Raw genomic sequence first — 15,524 nt, forward strand, 5'->3', positions numbered from 1 at the left:
ATCGCGTCGAGCCGGGGCAGGTGCGCGGCCAGCCGCTCGCGGAAGCTATGACCGAAGACGGGCGCGGTAGTCGCGGGGCGGCAGGCCGTACTCCCTCCTGAAGGCCCGGCTGAAGTGGAACGGGCTGACGAACCCGGAGGCCGCCGCCACCTGGCCCACGTCCATGTCGGTCACCTCCAGGAGGCTCGCGGCGTGGCGTACCCGCGCCTGCCGTACGGACTGCATGGGGGTCTGGCCGGTCTGCTCGGCGAACAGGTGGGCGAAGCGGGACGGTGAGAGCGCGACCGCGCGGGCGAGCGAGGCGACCGAGTGCGGGGCGCCGGGCTCGGCGGCGATGATCGCGAGCACGCGACGGACCCGCTCGTCGCCGTCGTCACTTCCGCCTTCCGGCCGCGCGGAGGCGGTGGCCAGCACCAGCACCTCCTCCACGGCGCCCAGCACCAGCTCACGCGCAGGTACCGCGACGACGACGGCGGGCACCCGCGCCTCAACGGGGGTCACGGCCGGGAGAGGCGCGGCGGGCACCCACCGGGCATCCTGGAGCGCCCGCTGGAAGGCCAGGTCGATACGTTCGTGCACGGCCGCGGGCACGCCCGCCACCAGATGGGAGCCGTCACCCCTCGCATACGGCCCCAGCCACGCCGCCCAGGCCGGCCGCGGCTGGAAGTGCACCCACCAGAACCGCCACCGCGCCGCCCCCGGCAACACTCGGTAGTACTGCGCCACCCCGGACCCCAGCACCACCAGATCCCCCGCCCCTACCGCGAACGACGCCCCGCCCTGCTCGACGAACCCGGCGCCCGCCTCCGTCCACATCAGCAGCCAGCTGGGCGATCCGCCCGCGCGGCGCGTGGCGTACCCGGGCGCCTTGTCGTAATGGCCCACGATCATCAGCTCGGCAGCAGGAACGGACAAGTCCTCAGCGGTCACAGGCATACCGTTCAACGATCCCCCTCTCTAGCGTGGAACACATGAGGCTCGACGACTTCCACGATCAGGGGTACCTGCTGGTGCCCGGCCTCCTCGCACCCGAAGAGGTGGCCGAGCTACGCGACGAGTTCATGGCGCTGCACGCCAGGGGACCGATCCCGGGACATTTCTCGCCCCAGCCGCAGGAACCCGGCCAGCCGTACGACATTCTTCGTGACTACCCGCGGATCATGCACCCTCACCAGGTGAACGACGTGGCCCTGCGATATCTGCTCGACACGCGCATCGCCGCCATTCTCCGCGACATCCTAGGGGAAGAGCCGATAGCAGCCCAGAGCATGTTCTACTTCAAACCGCCGGGCGCCAGGGGCCAGGCGCTGCACCAGGACAACTTCTATCTCCGGGTCGAGCCGGGCACGTGCGTGGCCGCGTGGGTGGCCCTCGACCGGGTGGACCGGGCGAACGGCGGCCTCGAGGTCGTGCCGGGCACGCACCTGATGGACCTGTTCTGCCCGGAGGAGGCCGACCAGGACGTCTCGTTCACCAGGGAGTACGTCCCGCCGCCGCCCGGCCTGACGCGGGCGCCCGTGGACATGGACCCGGGGGACGTGCTGTTCTTCAACGGCAGCCTGGTGCACGGCTCGGAGCCGAACAGCACCGCCGACCGCTTCAGGCGCAGCTACATCTGCCACTACGCGGGCCGCTCGGCCGAACGGATCTCGGAGTACTATCCGACGCTCACGATGTCCGGCGAGCCCGTCCGGCTGCAGCCCGCCGTGGGCGGCGGCCCCTGCGGCACCGAGGCCACCGGCCCCCACTGAACGTCACCCACCGGAGATGTCCGACTCGGCGTCTTGGGGTAGCACGCAGTCCCACGGGTCGTCCAGCCACCCGTCGGGAAGCAGCACCTTCGACCGCTCCCCCGACTTGCCCCGGGGCGTGTCCGTGTTCGGCGGCCACGGCTGGTCGTGCTCCAGCTTCGCCAGCCCCTCGCGTAATCCGTCGAGCGACTCGGCCGTGGCCAGCTCGCGCCTGAGCTCGCTGCCGACCGTGAACCCCTTCAAATACCACCCGACATGCTTGCGGAAGTCGGCCACGGCGTACCGTTCGATGTCGAAGCACCCGGCCAGCCCCTCGGCGTGCCTGGCCATCACCTCCGCCACCGCGCCGAGCGTCGGCCGGGCCCGCTCGGGGCTGCCGTTGAACGCGTTCTCCAGGTCCCCGAACAACCACGGCCGCCCGAGACACCCCCGGCCGACCACCACGCCGTCGCACCCGGTCCGCGCCATCATGCGAACCGCGTCGTCGGCACACCAGATGTCCCCGTTCCCCAGCACGGGGATCTCGGGAACGGCCTCCTTCAACCGGGCGATGGCCTCCCAGTCGGCCACGCCGCCGTAGTGCTGCTTCGCCGTACGAGCGTGCAGCGCGATGGCGGCCACACCTTCCTCGGCCGCGATCCGCCCGGCGTCCAGGTACGTCAGGTGATCGTCGTCGATCCCCTTGCGCATCTTCATCGTCACGGGCAACGACCCCGCGTTCGCGACCGCCTGCCGCAGGATCCGCCGCAGCAGATTCCGCTTGTACGGCAGCGCGGACCCGCCCCCACGCCTGGTCACCTTGGGCACCGGGCACCCGAAGTTCAGATCGACGTGGTCGGCCAGGTCCTCCTCGGCGATCATCCGGACCGCCCGCCCCACGACGTCGGGATCCACCCCGTACAGCTGGATGCTCCGGGGCGTCTCCGACTCCGCGAACCTGATCATCCGCAACGTCTTGGGATTGCGCTCGACCAGCGCGCGCGTCGTGATCATCTCGCACACGAACAACCCGGCGCCCTGCTCCCTGCACAGCACCCTGAACGCCGCGTTCGTGATGCCCGCCATCGGCGCGAGCACCACGGGCGGCCAAACCCCAATCGGCCCAATCTTCACTCCCTCAGTTGTAGCGCAGGTCAGGCCGCAACCGGTATTCGACGGATAGGCTGTGAACGGGATCTTCAGTGGGAGGAGATGGATGCTTCTTCGAGTGCGCGTGGCGCTGCCCGACCGGCCGGGTTCCCTGGCGCAGGTCACCAAGGTTCTGGGCGTGGCGGGGGCCGACATCACGCAGGTGACCGTTCTCGACCGGGGCGCGGGCATGGCCGTCGACGACATCACGGTCTTCTGCCCGGAGAGCACGCCCAGGCAGGCCCTGCTCAAGAGCCTGCAGAGCGTCCAGGACGTGACGGTCGAAGGCATCTGGACCACCCGCGAGGCGCCCGGCACCTATCCCGAGCTGGAAATCCTGAAATACATCACCACGGCCGGCGACAGGGCCCTGACCACGCTCGTCGACTCGCTCCCCGTGCTCTTCAGCGCCGACTGGGCCGCCACGACGGCCGAGCACCGCGTCGTCTACGCGAGCTGGCGCGCCCCGCAGGAGCTGACCATCCCGGAGCCTACGCCGCCGCGCCCGACGGCCATGACGCTCGAAGGGGGCCTGCACGTCATCCACGCCCCGCTGCCGCCCCTGGCGCTGTCCCTGCTCCTGGCCCGCTCGGAAGGCCCGGCCTTCCACCGCATCGAGGTCCACCGCCTCACCAGGATCCTGGAGATCTTCCTGAGCCTGCCCGCCACGGAGCGAAGCGTGGCCCGACAATTGCGCAAGTAACCTGCCGTGGCCCGCTGGACGCGGTCCACGCGTGAGCATCCGGTCGTGAAAGGCGCTAGAGTTAATCGAGCACTGCGGAAGTGGCTCAGTGGTAGAGCATCACCTTGCCAAGGTGAGGGTCGCGGGTTCGAATCCCGTCTTCCGCTCGAAGAGATTTGGCTCGGTGGCGTGGCCGAGAGGCGAGGCAGCGGCCTGCAAAGCCGTCCACACGGGTTCAAATCCCGTCGCCACCTCCAAGGACGATTAGCTCAGCGGGAGAGCGCTTCCCTGACACGGAAGAGGTCACTGGTTCAATCCCAGTATCGTCCACCATGTTCGACCAGCTCAAAGGGCCAGATCCAAGGATGCGGATCTGGCCCTTGTCGTACACCCTGTCGAAGCCGGCCTCGGCCATCGGCCCGTGACGGGTGATTCATTCACCCGCCGAACGGCCCTCCGCCGGTGGCTCGCCCGAGCGGCCGACGCCCACGATCATCCACGCCTTCTCCGGCCTCTCGAACAGGAACGGGCTGTCGGGCCGCCACTCGCGGACGTACACCAGCCCGGGTTCCACCAGGTGAAGCCCGTCGAAGAAGGGCAGCACCTGCTCACGCGTACGAGCGCGGCCTTGATCGTGGCCCAGGACCGTCCGGTAGAGGGCGACGATCGGCTCCGCAACCTCCGGGCGGGAGTCGAAGACGACGTGCGTGATGACGATGTGGCTGCCGGCCGGCAAAGCGTCACGCAGCTCGGCCACGCGTGCCCAGGGGTCGCTGCTGTCCGGAATGTACTGCAGGACGACGAACAGCAACAGCGCCACCGGCTGATCGAGGTCGATCACCTGACGCAGATCGGGGTCGGCGAGCAGTTCGGCGGGACGCATGACGTCACCCTCGACGACGGAGACCCCGGGCGCCCTGGCGAGGATCGCCCTGCCGTGGGTGAGCACCACCGGGTCGGTGTCGACGTAGGCCACGCGGGTGTCGGGTACGAGAGATCGGGCCAGTTCATGCGTGTTGAGTACGGTGGGCAGCCCCGAGCCCACGTTGATGAACTGGGTGATGCCCTGCTCCAGGAGAAACCGGATCACGCGTACGTGGAACGCCTGATGCTCCTGCGCCATGACCCGGACCTCCGGCGCGATGGCCAGCACCGCCTCGGCCGCCTCCCGGTCGACGGCGAAGTTGTCCTTGCCACCGAGGAAGTAGTCGTGCATCCGGGCGAGGTTGGGTGTGCTGGTATCGATGCCCGCGAACCACCTGTCCTCGTCACCCATGCGTCGCCCCTCCAAAGGTCGAAAACTCCTTGATTATGACCGAAAACAGTACGCTACGCCGAAATGGAAGGCTCTGCTTTCCGGGCGCCCGGCTCGCCGTCGAGCGGGCGGATGCGCGCGCCGGTGTGGATGGTGCGTCTTCGTCACCGATTCCGTCCAGCCGGCGCCTTTCGCGATGATCGGGAAAGGCGCCGGCCGGGACTCGGGCGGGCTCTCAGGCCCGCATGGCCGCCATGGCCTTGCACGCGTCGGCGCAGGCCCTGCACTTGTCGGCACAGCCCTTCATCGTCGCATCACCGCTCATGGCCATGCACGCCTCGGCGCACTTGGCGGCCACCTGGGCACACATCCGGGCCATCTCCATCGCCATCGGCGACCGGCGCATCGTCATGTCCGCACACAGGCGGGTGATGTCCGAACAGTCCATGAGCGCGCCCATCATCGCCATGTCGACATGCCGGCCACCCTGCTGCAGGCAGTAGCTCATGGTCTGCTCGCAGGAGCTGTGACTCTCCATGCACGCGTCGATGCACCGCTGCATCTCAGGACTCAGCTGTCCCTCGGTTCGCATTGATCCTCCCCTATCGACGACCGCACCCACTCCGGGCCGCGGCCTTGTCGTCGAATACCCCAATTCGGACAGAAAGGACTGCAAGGGTCACAAACTTTGGCGCACGATGACACGTTCGTGAAGCAACCGGACACCGGCTCGACCGGGGGACCCGTCCGATAGACGGTCCCCGCACTGCCGTCCGTACGCCGCTCGCAGATCCGCGTGCCGGCCAGGCGCGCGATCGGGGTACGCCGCTACTTGTCGTGGGCGTCGCCGCCCGCCATCATGTCGGCGAAGGCGCGGGCCGCGAGGTCGGAGGTGAACAGCCGGTCCAGGCGCGCCCTCGCCAACTGGCGGCGGAACGACCCGGCCAGCGTGTCGTCACCCGCCTCGTGGGTCATTTCCGTCATCCAACGGGAGAACTCCTGATGGTTCCACACCCGCTTGAGGCAGGTGGCGGAGTACGCGGCGAGTTGCTCGTCGTCGCCGTCGTGCACGGCCGCACGCAGCGCGTGGGCGAGCACGTTGGCATCGGCGATCGCGAGGTTCATCCCCTTGCCGCCCATGGGGGTGATGATGTGCGCAGCGTCTCCGACGAGGAAGAGCCTGCCGTACCGCATCGGATCGGAGACGAAGCTGCGCATCTCCACGACGGCCTTCTCGGTGATCGTGCCGGTGGGCAGGCCCTCGTCACCGAGGCGGAGCCGTAACTGCGTCCAGATCCGCTCGTCGGTCCAGTCGTCGAGGACGTCGTCCGGTGCGCATTCGAGGTAGAAGCGGCTGGCGACCGGGCCTCGCGGGAACTGCTGGCGAAGCCGTAGGAGGTGATCGCGAAGAGCGGGTAGCGCGGCGGCGGCACGTCGGCGAGCACGGTGAACCAGCCAATGCCGTGGTCGTAGGAGTACGTGGTCAGAGCCTGTGCGGGCACGCTGGCGCGGCTGACGCCGTGGTAGCCGTCGCACCCGGCGACGTAGTCGCAGGCGATCTCGCGTAAGTCCCCGTCGGAGTCGCGGTAGGTGACCTTCGGACGGGCGCCGTCGAGGTCGTACGGGGTCACCTCGGTCGCGTCGAACCTCAGGTCTCCCCCGCCTTCGAGATAGGTCGTGATGAGGCGCCCGACGAGGATTTGCTGCGGGACGATCCGGCCTGTCCTGCCGCCCGACAGGGTGGGAATGTCGAGGTAGCGCGGCTCCCCGTCGACGCGGATCTCGAACATGCTGTCGTGCGGCATGCCGGCCAGAACGCTGTCGCCCAGTCCCCAGTCCTCGAAGACACGCGCGCCGTCGTATTCGAGCACGCCCGCACGTTGCCGCTGTTCCACGTACGACCGGCTCTGCCGTTCCAGGACCACGCAGGCGACTCCGGCCTGCCGGAGCAGGTTGGCCAGGGTCAGGCCGGCCGGGCCTGCCCCGATGACGACGACCTCGGTGCTCTCGCTCTCCTTCGGCATGAACGGTCCCTTCGGCTCGATGACGGGCACTTTCGTTCAATGGTCGTCAATCAGGCCACGTACTATAGATCATCTAATTGAATCTTGTAGGGCCAGGAACATGGCCGGTACCAGCGCCGGGTCACCCGAAACCGGCTGATCCCCGGCAAGGCACCCATCTCGCGCATGGACGATCCGCTCGGCGATCTCGACCAGGTGAAGTGGCCCAGGTCGAAGCACGCGTCCTGGTGCGCCTGGCCGCCGATCCCGCGACGCCCGAGCTCGTACGGGACGCGGCGGCGCTCGCGCTGGTCAACCTGCATGGCGAGGACGCACCACAGCGGGCCCGCGACGAGATCAGGAGCCTCCTCACCGCCACCGGGCCCGCGCCGCTCCCCTACGGCGACCTGGCCACACTGGCCACACTGGCCACCAAGATCAGCAAGCGGCGCCTGCCAGGGGACGCCCCGGTCAGAGCCGCCGCCCTGCTGACTCGTTCCCGACACGCAGGAAGACCTGGCGCGTTACCTGGAGTAGCTCACTGCCCCGCGAGGCCCGTGTGCGCGACGCCGCGGATGATCTGCCGCTGGAACAGCACGAACACCACCAGCAGCGGCAGCCCGGCCAGCACCACCGAGGCCATGATCTGCGCGTACCGCAGCCCGAACGTCCCCTGCACCACGTTCGCCAGCCCCACCGGCAACGTCATCGTGTTCGGGTCGGTGGACACCAGGAACGGCCAGAGGAAGTTGTTCCACGTGGTGATGAACGTGAAGATCGACACCGCGGCCAGCACGGGCCGCGACAGCGGCAACACGATCGTGAAGAACACCCGCCAGCGCCCCGCCCCGTCCACGAACGCCGCCTGCTCCAGCTCCGGCGGCACGTCCTGGAAGAACTTGAACAGGATGTACACGATCAGCGGCGCGGCCACCTGCGGCAGGATGACCGCCCACCACGTGTCCACCAGCCCGAGCGAGACCATCTCCGCGAACAGCGGCGCGATCAGCACCTGCGGCGGCACCATGATCCCGGCCAGGATCACCGCCAGCAGCACCCGCTGCCCCTTGAACTGCGTACGCGCGAACCCGTAGGCCGCCATCGCCGAGAACAACACGGTCATGAACGTCACGATCACGGCGGTAACCGTCGAGTTGATCGCCCACTTGACGATGCCCCCGGTCCCCAGGACCAGCGCGTACGAGTCGAAGGTGATCTCGCTGCCGAACCACTGCAGCGGCACCACGGTGGTCTCGGACTCGGGCTTGAGCGAGGTGGCCACGGCCCAGGCGATGGGCGCGATCCAGATGGCCGCCAGCACCAGCGCCGCCACCAGCAGGACGAGTTGGCTGAAGCTGAACCGCTTGGTCATGACGAGACCTCCGCCCGCTTGCGGAACAGCCGGAGCTGGCCCAGGGAGACGATGACGATGAGGACGAACAGGATGTACGAGACGGCCGACGCGTAACCGATGCGGTAACCGGTGAAGCCGACGTCGTAGGCGTACTCGATGATCGGTCTGGTGGAGTCCTCGGGGCCGCCGCCGGTCATCAGGTAGATCTGGTCGAAGACCTTCAGCGAGGCCAGCAGTTGCAGCACCACGATGAGCGCGGTCGTACGGCCGAGCATGGGCAACGTGATGGAGCGCAGCTTGTCCCAGGCGGAGGCGCCGTCGATGGCGGCAGCCTCGTACAGGTGCTGCGGGATCGACTGCAACGCGGCCAGGTAGAGCAGGAAGTTGAAGCCCACCGTCCACCAGACCGTGGTCAGCACCATCGACCACATGGCGATGGACGGGTCGCCCAGCCACAACGTGTCGGTGCTCAGGGTGCCGTTGAGCAGGCCGTAGTCGGGCGGGTAGATCATCTGCAGCCACAGCAGCGCCACCACGGCCGACGGCAGCAGGAACGGCCCGAAGAACGACAGCCGCCACAACCACTGCACGAACCGCAGGTGGTGCACCAGCAGCGCGAACCCGAGCCCGAGTAGCACCAGCGGGATCGTGCTCAGCACGGTGAAGACCAGCGTGTTCCACAACGAGTGCCACATCCGGGGGTCGCCGAACGCCTCGGCGTAGTTGCCGAACCCGACGAGCCTGTCGTTGGAGCCCGCGATGTTGACGCTCGACAGGCTCATCCGGAAGCCGAGCACGGTCGGCCAGACCAGGAAGGCCACGTAGATGAGCAGGAAGGGGGCGACGAACAGCAGCCCGTGCTGCGTCCAGGCACGCCGGACCTTGACCTTGGCGACGGGGGCGGCGGTCGCGCGGGCCGCGACGGTGGTCGTCATCATCGCTCCTGGTCGGGGAAGGGGTTCGGGGCGGACAGCAGCCTGTTGAGCGAGGCCTTGGCCGCGGCCAGGCCGTCCTCCGGCGTGCGCTGCCCGGTGATGACCGGGGAGAACGCGTCGCCGAACTCGAGCCACAACCGCGAGGCCGAGCCGGCGAACCACACCTGGGGATCGAGCGCGACCTCGGTGATGACCGACCGGTACTCCGACTGCGGCTGCAGCGCGAGGTAGTCGGGCTGCTCCAGGGTGGGCAGGTACGCGGGCACGTGCCCGGCGACCGCCCAGTCGGCGCTGTTCTTGACGAGGTAGGCGATGAACCGGTACGTGGCCCGCTCGACCTCGGGATCACGGTTGCGCTGGTGCGGCAGCACGAACGAGTGGCAGTCGGCCTGCGCGGACCCGGTGCCGAAGACGCTGGGGAAGCGCGTCATGCTGAACGGCGTCCCGCGTTCCTTGAGCCCGGTGGTCTCCCAGTCGCCGTTCCACAGGAAAGCCGCCTGGCCGTTGGTGAAGTTGGCCACGGACGCGCCGTAGTCCGTACGCGTGTCGCACAGCCCTTCCTGCCCGAGCATGCGCATGAACCGCAGCGCCTCCAGCGCCTTGCCGTCGTCGATCGTGATCTTCGTCCCGTCGTCCGACAGCAGCGTGCCGCCGCTCTGCGGATAGAGCGACCACCACACCCGCCAGGGACCCACCGTGCCCAGGCCGAGCGTGTCGAAGGCCAGCGGCGGCTTGCCGCCCATCGCCTCCTTGGCCTTGCGCAGCGCGGCCACCAACTGGTCGGGGCCCTTGGTGGGCAGCAGCTTGCCGTCCGAGCCGAGCAGTCCAGCCTTGCCGCAGATGTCGGTGTTGTAGTACTGCACCATCGGGTGGGCGTCGAACGGGATCGCGTACAGCACCCCGTCCAGGTGGGCCCGCTCCCAGATCGGCGGGCTGAAGTCGGCGGCGCGCAGGCCGTTCTCCTCCAGCAGTTTCACGTCGATGGGGTCGAGGATCTGCCCCGCGCCGATCCCCGCCAGCCGGGCCAGGTGGAAGGTGGCCAGGTCGGGCGAGCGGCCGCCGGAGCCCGCCATCGCGATCTTCGTGTAGTACGGCTCACCCCAGGCGAGCACGTTCTCCTCGACGAAGATGCCCGGATTGTCCTTGGCGAACGCCCCGACCATCTTGTTCATGATGATGCCGTCGCTCGCGCCCAGGAAGTGCCAGTACTGGACGCGGGTCTGGGCCGAGCCGAGTCCGACGGGGATGGCGCAACCCGTCGCGGCGGCGCCGAGGAGGGCGAGGCTGCCGCCGAGGAGATGCCGGCGGGAGATGTCGGGGGGATCTTGCACGATGGCCTCTTCCTACCGAGCTAGTGCTTGGCCATGTTCTCGCTAACATCAGAGGGTTCGGGGCAGCCGTGAAGGCGCGCAGAGGTGACGGTGCGAGCCGCCAGGTTGCGCAGGCCGCCGCGCGGACCCCGGTTGTTTCGTTGGGGTTACCCGAGTGTTAGCGGTAACACCAAGCATGTCAAGGCCCAGGCCGCAAGCGCTTCCCGGGAGCCGGACCCGGCGACGGGCCCCTTGACCCGATCAAGTGATAACGCTAACAATCGGGATCACGTAACGCCCGCGAAACCAGGAGTCCCCTCCGTGCATCAGGCCAAGCTCACCCTTGATCCCGCCTTCAGGGTCGCCCCGGTAAGCCGGCGCACCTTCGGCACGTTCGTCGAACACCTGGGGCGATGCGTCTACACCGGCATCTTCGAGCCGGACCACCCGTCGGCCGACGGCGACGGCTTCCGCGCCGACGTGCTGGACCTGACCAGGGAGCTGGGGGTGTCCACGGTCCGCTACCCGGGCGGCAACTTCGTCTCCGGCTACAAGTGGGAGGACGGCATCGGCCCGCTCTCCCAGCGGCCACGCCGGCTCGACCTGGCCTGGCACAGCACCGAGACGAACGAGGTCGGCGTGGACGAGTTCGTCCGCTGGTGCCGCAAGGCGGGCGTCGAGCCGATGATGGCGCTCAACCTCGGCACCCGAGGCATCGCGGAGGCCCTGGACCTGCTCGAATACTGCAACCACCCGTCCGGCACCGCGCTGTCCGACCTGCGCGTCGCCAACGGCGCCAAGGAGCCGCACGGCATCAGGATGTGGTGCCTGGGCAACGAGCTGGACGGCCCCTGGCAGACCGGCCACAAGACGGCCCGCGAGTACGGCCGGCTCGCCGCCGAGACCGCCCGCGCCATGCGCATGGTGGACCCCGGTCTCGAGCTGGTGGCCTGCGGCAGCTCGGGCTCCGGCATGCCGACGTTCGGCGCGTGGGAGGCCACGGTGCTGGAGGAGGCGTACGACGTGGTGGACTACATCTCCTGCCACGCCTACTACGAGGAGAAGGACGGCGACCTCGGCAGCTTCCTGGCCTGCTCGACCGACATGGAGTACTTCATCTCCGCGGTCACGGCCACCGCCGACCACGTCGGGGCCCGGCTGAAGTCCCGCAAGAAGATCGACATCTCCTTCGACGAGTGGAACATCTGGTACCTGTCACGCCACCAGGCGGCCGAGCCGCCGCGCGACTGGCCGGTCGCGCCGCGGCTGCTGGAGGACCACTACCACCTGGCCGACGCCGTGGCGTTCGGCGGGCTGCTCATCACGCTGCTGCGCAACAGCGACCGGGTGACCGCCGCGTCGCTGGCCCAGCTCGTGAACGTGATCGCGCCCATCATGACGGAGCCCGGCGGGCGGGCGTGGCGGCAGACCACGTTCCATCCGTTCGCGCAGGCGTCAAAGCACGCGGCGGGCGACGTGCTGCGGGTGGAGCCGGTGTCGCCGTCGTACGAGACGGCCCAGTACGGCGAGGTGCCGCTGCTGCACGCGGTGGCCACGCACGGGGAGGAGGGCACGACGTTGTTCGCCGTCAACCGCTCGGCCGACCGGCCGCTCTCCCTGGAGATCGACGCCCGCGCACTCGGCAGCGGCGCCCGCATCGTGCAGGCCACCACCCTGACGGACGCCGACGTGTACGCGCGCAACACGGCCGACGCGCCCGACCGGATCGCGCCCAGGCCGAACGCGGACGTCGAACACGACCCGATGCGCGTCCTGCTGCCCCCGGTCTCCTGGAACGTGATCAGGCTCGGCTGACCGCAGGCGCGGCGCCGGTGCTCTCCCTGACGACGAGCTCGGGCTCGACCAGCCGCCGCGGCTCGGGCTCGGCGCCCGCCATCCGGTCCAGCAGCATGTGGAACGCGTACCTGCCGACCTCGCCGAAGTCCTGCCGCACGGTCGTCAGCGGCGGCCAGAAATACGCGGACTCGGGGATGTCGTCGAACCCCGCCACGCTCACGTCCTCGGGCACCCGCCGCCCGGCCTCGCGCAGCGCCCGCAACACGCCGAGCGCCATCTGGTCGTTGGCCACGAACACGGCGGTGACCTCCGGCTCCTGCGCCAGGCGGCGGCCGAGCTGGTAGCCGGAGCGCGCGCTCCAGTCGCCGCGCAGGATCTCGGGCACCGGCCGATCCGCGGACTCCAGCACGCCGCGCCAGCCCTCGATGCGCCCGTTGGCGTCGAGCCAGTCGGCGGGCCCCGCCACGTGCCACACGGTCCGGTGACCGAGGCTGAGCAGGTGCCTGGTCGCCCGGGCGGCCCCGGCCCGCTGGTCCACCTTTGCCACGGGCACCGGGATGTCGTCGCCGGCGTCGACCGCCACGACCGGCATCTCGGGCGGCAGGTGGCGCAGCCCGTCGGCGGCGGACTCGTGCGGCGCGACGATGATCACGCCGTCCACCGCCTGGGCGCGCAGCCGTTGCACGCCCTCCTCCATCGACGTGCGGTTGAGCGAGCTGAGGCTGGCGATGCTGACGTTGTAGCCGGCGTGCCTGGCGGCCTGCTCGATGCAGTAGAGCGTGGAGGCGGGGCCGTAGAGGGTGGTGTCGATGCTGACCACGCCGAGCACGCCGGAGCGGCCGGTGACGAGCTGGCGGGCGGCCTGGTTGGGCCGGTAGTCCAGCTCCTTGACGGCGGCCAGCACCCGGGCCCTGGTCTCGGCCCGCACCAGGTCGGGGGCGTTGAGCACGCGCGAGACCGTCATGGCCGAGACTCCGGCGAGCACGGCGACGTCCATGAGCACCGCAGGTCTGCCGTTCTTGGCTTTCACCGTGGCCCACCCCCTTGGCGGTAACGCTAACAGGCTGAGGGGGCGAGCGCGCGGATCAGTAGACGTACGGCCATCTGGCGAACGATAGATGCTGTTTATCGTTGCCAGGGAATTACCAGGATCGGTCGGTAGTCTGCCTCGGCATGAACTGGCAGCGCAAAATGAACAAAGCGCTGGTCAGGTTCACCGGATTCCAGATCGAACGGGTAGGGAAAGCGTCATCCGCCCCGCCTGTCCCCGAGATCAGACCGCCCGCGGATCCGCTAACCGACCGGTTGCTCGAAGCCCCCGTGTTCCTGCTGTCGCCCGTGCGATCCGGCTCCACCCTGCTGCGCGCGATACTCAACGCCCACTCGGCCCTGCACGCCCCCCATGAGCTGCACGTACGGCGGTTGCGGGTGCAGTTCGACACCACCCTGGCAGCCAAGGCGATGGCGGCGCTCGGGCACAACCAGTCCGATCTGGAGCACCTGTTGTGGGACCGGGTCCTGCACAGAGAGCTGGTACGCAGCGGCAAACGATTCATCGTGGACAAGACTCCCGCGAACGCCTTCGCCTACCAGCGCATCGCCGCCTGCTGGCCCGACGCGCGGTTCGTCTTCCTGCTGCGTCACCCCGCCTCGATCGCGACGTCCTGGCACGAGGCCAGCCCCGACAAACGCACCGCCGAGGAGGCCGCGCTGGACGCGTTGCGATACATGAAGGCCGTTCAGCGAGCCAGGGCGGCACTGCCCGGCCTGACCGTCAGGTACGAGGAGCTCAGCGCCGAGCCGGAGCGGGTGACCCGCGAGATCTGCGAGTTCCTGGGCCTGGAGTGGGAGTCGCGGATGCTCTCGTACGGCAAGCAGCCCGTACTGCAGAAGGGCCTCGGGGACTGGCGCGACAAGATCCGCTCCGGCACCGTGCAACCCGCACGTGAGCTCCCCACCGCGGACCAGGTCCCTGACGTACTGAAACCCATCTGCCGGACCTGGGGGTACGTCAAGTGAAGATCCGCTACCTCATGCTGCACGCGTACGGCATGGGCGGCACCATCCGCACGGTCGTCAACCAGGCCAACGCGATGGCCGCGGCGGGGCACGAGGTCGAGCTGGTCAGCCTGGTACGGCGGCGCAATAATCCCCAGTTCTCGCTGGACCCGCGGATCTCGATCACCACGCTCGTGGACCAGCGCGCCGGCAGGCAGCCGGACTCGATCGGGCGCAAGGCCTGGCGCAGAGTACGGGGGAAGATCGTGCCGCGCGGGGAGTTCGCCGCCGACTACTTCACGGAGCGGGTGGAGTGGGCCGCGATGGACTACGTCTCCAAGTTGCGCGACGGCATCCTGGTGACCACCCGCCCCGCCCTGAACCTGATCTCCGCCCGCCGTACCCCCGGCACCGTCGTCAGGGTCGCCCAGGAGCACATGAACCTGACGGCCTATCCCGAGAGCATCCGCAGGGAGATCGCCCGCCACTACGAGCGATTCGACGCGATCACCGTGCTGACGCGCACGAACCGGCTCGAATACCAGCGCCTGCTGCCCACGACCCCGATCGTGCAGATTCCGAACGCGGTCCATCAGGTCGATCAGGAACGTTCCCAGCAGGTGAATCCCGTCCTGATCGCGGCCGGGCGGCTGGTGCCGCAGAAGGGGTTCGACCTGCTCATCGAGGCCTTCGCGCAGGTCGCGCCCGAACATCCCGACTGGCGGCTGCGCATCTTCGGCACCGGGCCGCGCAAGGCCCAGCTGAGCGGGCTGATCGAGCAGTACGGGCTGGGCGAGCACGTGACTTTGCCGGGGCGCACCGATCGGCTGGAGAAGGAGCTCACCGACGCCTCCGTGTACGCGTTGAGCTCCCGGTTCGAGGGCCTGCCCATGGTGATGATCGAGGCCATGACGCACGCGCTGCCCGTGGTCGCCTTCGACTGCCCGACGGGGCCCAGGGACGTGCTGACCGACGGCGTGGACGGGGTGCTCGTGCCGCCCAGGGACGTACACGCGCTGGCCGCCGCGCTGAACCGGGTCATCGCGGACAGGGAACTGCGGGTGCGCATGGGGCGGGCGGCGGCCAAGACGTCGCGGGCGTATGCGCCTGAGCTGGTGATGCCGCTGTGGGAGGACCTGTTCTCGGAGCTGCTGCAGGGCGAGCGCGTGGCCGACAACTTCTGGGTAAGCAATCAGAAGGATCTGTGACGTTGCGTGATACGAGCTGATCAGGCGTCGAGTGCGACGGGCGGCATCCACAGGTTGCCGGTGAAGGCGCGGTGGATCGCGTCGAAGGCCGACAGGCCGTGCT

The 15,524-nt window shown here is 69.0% G+C and carries 14 protein-coding genes, 3 tRNA genes and 1 pseudogene; 8 read left to right on the top strand and 10 right to left on the bottom strand.

The genetic code is table 11. The features are described from left to right. Positions 1–45 precede the first annotated feature (45 nt). Positions 46–930, bottom strand: a complete 885-nt coding sequence (locus tag ACFLIM_RS38010) for a helix-turn-helix domain-containing protein (RefSeq protein WP_393173352.1) — start codon at positions 928–930, stop codon at positions 46–48. A 41-nt stretch (positions 931–971) separates the two neighbouring features. Between ACFLIM_RS38010 and ACFLIM_RS38015 the strand changes: the two genes are divergently transcribed. Next, the gene (locus ACFLIM_RS38015) at positions 972–1,751 is read left to right on the top strand and encodes a phytanoyl-CoA dioxygenase family protein (RefSeq protein ID WP_393173354.1); all 780 of its coding nucleotides are present in this window, start codon (positions 972–974) and stop codon (positions 1,749–1,751) included. A 3-nt stretch (positions 1,752–1,754) separates the two neighbouring features. On the opposite strand, the gene dusB is transcribed toward ACFLIM_RS38015, so the two are convergent. After that, positions 1,755–2,864, bottom strand: a complete 1,110-nt coding sequence (gene dusB, locus ACFLIM_RS38020) for a tRNA dihydrouridine synthase DusB (RefSeq protein WP_393173356.1) — start codon at positions 2,862–2,864, stop codon at positions 1,755–1,757. An 82-nt stretch (positions 2,865–2,946) separates the two neighbouring features. Between dusB and ACFLIM_RS38025 the strand changes: the two genes are divergently transcribed. The 4 genes from ACFLIM_RS38025 to ACFLIM_RS38040 all read left to right on the top strand — a co-directional run bounded on the left by ACFLIM_RS38025 (position 2,947) and on the right by ACFLIM_RS38040 (position 3,894). Beyond that, entirely contained in the window at positions 2,947–3,582 is a 636-nt protein-coding gene (locus tag ACFLIM_RS38025; RefSeq protein WP_393173358.1) for an ACT domain-containing protein, read from the top strand. A gap of 74 nt (positions 3,583–3,656) precedes the next feature. Then, positions 3,657–3,728: transfer RNA gene (locus tag ACFLIM_RS38030), tRNA-Gly, on the top strand. Between the two features lie 16 nt (positions 3,729–3,744). Continuing rightward, positions 3,745–3,818: transfer RNA gene (locus tag ACFLIM_RS38035), tRNA-Cys, on the top strand. 1 nt (position 3,819) lies between these two features. After that, positions 3,820–3,894: transfer RNA gene (locus ACFLIM_RS38040), tRNA-Val, on the top strand. A 100-nt stretch (positions 3,895–3,994) separates the two neighbouring features. Here ACFLIM_RS38040 and ACFLIM_RS38045 read toward each other — a convergent pair. The 7 genes and pseudogenes from ACFLIM_RS38045 to ACFLIM_RS38075 all read right to left on the bottom strand — a co-directional run bounded on the left by ACFLIM_RS38045 (position 3,995) and on the right by ACFLIM_RS38075 (position 10,439). Continuing rightward, on the bottom strand, positions 3,995–4,837 hold the full coding sequence (locus ACFLIM_RS38045; RefSeq protein ID WP_393173360.1) for an SAM-dependent methyltransferase: 843 nt from the start codon (positions 4,835–4,837) through the stop codon (positions 3,995–3,997). 214 nt (positions 4,838–5,051) lie between these two features. Continuing rightward, complete coding sequence (locus ACFLIM_RS38050) at positions 5,052–5,408, bottom strand: four-helix bundle copper-binding protein (protein ID WP_393173362.1); 357 nt, start codon at positions 5,406–5,408, stop codon at positions 5,052–5,054. Between the two features lie 236 nt (positions 5,409–5,644). Continuing rightward, entirely contained in the window at positions 5,645–6,352 is a 708-nt protein-coding gene (locus ACFLIM_RS38055) for an FAD-dependent monooxygenase (protein WP_393173364.1), read from the bottom strand. Next, positions 6,238–6,840 (bottom strand): annotated as a pseudogene (locus ACFLIM_RS38060) (FAD-dependent monooxygenase); the annotation flags it as partial. The gene ACFLIM_RS38055 and the pseudogene ACFLIM_RS38060, both read right to left, overlap by 115 nt. Before the next feature lie 517 nt (positions 6,841–7,357). Then, positions 7,358–8,191, bottom strand: a complete 834-nt coding sequence (locus ACFLIM_RS38065) for a carbohydrate ABC transporter permease (RefSeq protein WP_393173366.1) — start codon at positions 8,189–8,191, stop codon at positions 7,358–7,360. Further along, entirely contained in the window at positions 8,188–9,111 is a 924-nt protein-coding gene (locus ACFLIM_RS38070; protein WP_393173368.1) for a carbohydrate ABC transporter permease, read from the bottom strand. Before ACFLIM_RS38070 ends, ACFLIM_RS38065 begins: the two co-directional genes overlap by 4 nt. Next, complete coding sequence (locus ACFLIM_RS38075; RefSeq protein WP_393173370.1) at positions 9,108–10,439, bottom strand: extracellular solute-binding protein; 1,332 nt, start codon at positions 10,437–10,439, stop codon at positions 9,108–9,110. Before ACFLIM_RS38075 ends, ACFLIM_RS38070 begins: the two co-directional genes overlap by 4 nt. Positions 10,440–10,739: 300 nt before the next feature. Between ACFLIM_RS38075 and arfA the strand changes: the two genes are divergently transcribed. Further along, a complete protein-coding gene (gene arfA, locus ACFLIM_RS38080; protein WP_393173372.1) occupies positions 10,740–12,233 on the top strand; it encodes an arabinosylfuranosidase ArfA in 1,494 nt (497 codons plus the stop codon). Here arfA and ACFLIM_RS38085 read toward each other — a convergent pair. Continuing rightward, positions 12,220–13,245, bottom strand: a complete 1,026-nt coding sequence (locus tag ACFLIM_RS38085; protein WP_449291494.1) for a LacI family DNA-binding transcriptional regulator — start codon at positions 13,243–13,245, stop codon at positions 12,220–12,222. The two genes, arfA and ACFLIM_RS38085, sit on opposite strands and share 14 nt — an antisense overlap. A gap of 143 nt (positions 13,246–13,388) precedes the next feature. Here ACFLIM_RS38085 and ACFLIM_RS38090 point away from each other — a divergent pair, with 143 nt between their 5' ends. Both ACFLIM_RS38090 and ACFLIM_RS38095 read left to right on the top strand, forming a co-directional pair. Continuing rightward, positions 13,389–14,234: a sulfotransferase family protein gene (locus ACFLIM_RS38090; RefSeq protein WP_393173374.1), complete on the top strand. Its 846-nt coding sequence runs from the start codon at positions 13,389–13,391 to the stop codon at positions 14,232–14,234. Further along, positions 14,231–15,421 (top strand): glycosyltransferase family 4 protein, encoded by a 1,191-nt coding sequence (locus tag ACFLIM_RS38095; RefSeq protein ID WP_393173376.1) that lies wholly within the window; start codon positions 14,231–14,233, stop codon positions 15,419–15,421. Before ACFLIM_RS38090 ends, ACFLIM_RS38095 begins: the two co-directional genes overlap by 4 nt. Positions 15,422–15,524: the final 103 nt, after the last annotated feature.

It is taken from the genome of Nonomuraea marmarensis (genome assembly GCF_043197025.1).
Taxonomy (GTDB): Bacteria; Actinomycetota; Actinomycetes; order Streptosporangiales; family Streptosporangiaceae; genus Nonomuraea; species Nonomuraea marmarensis.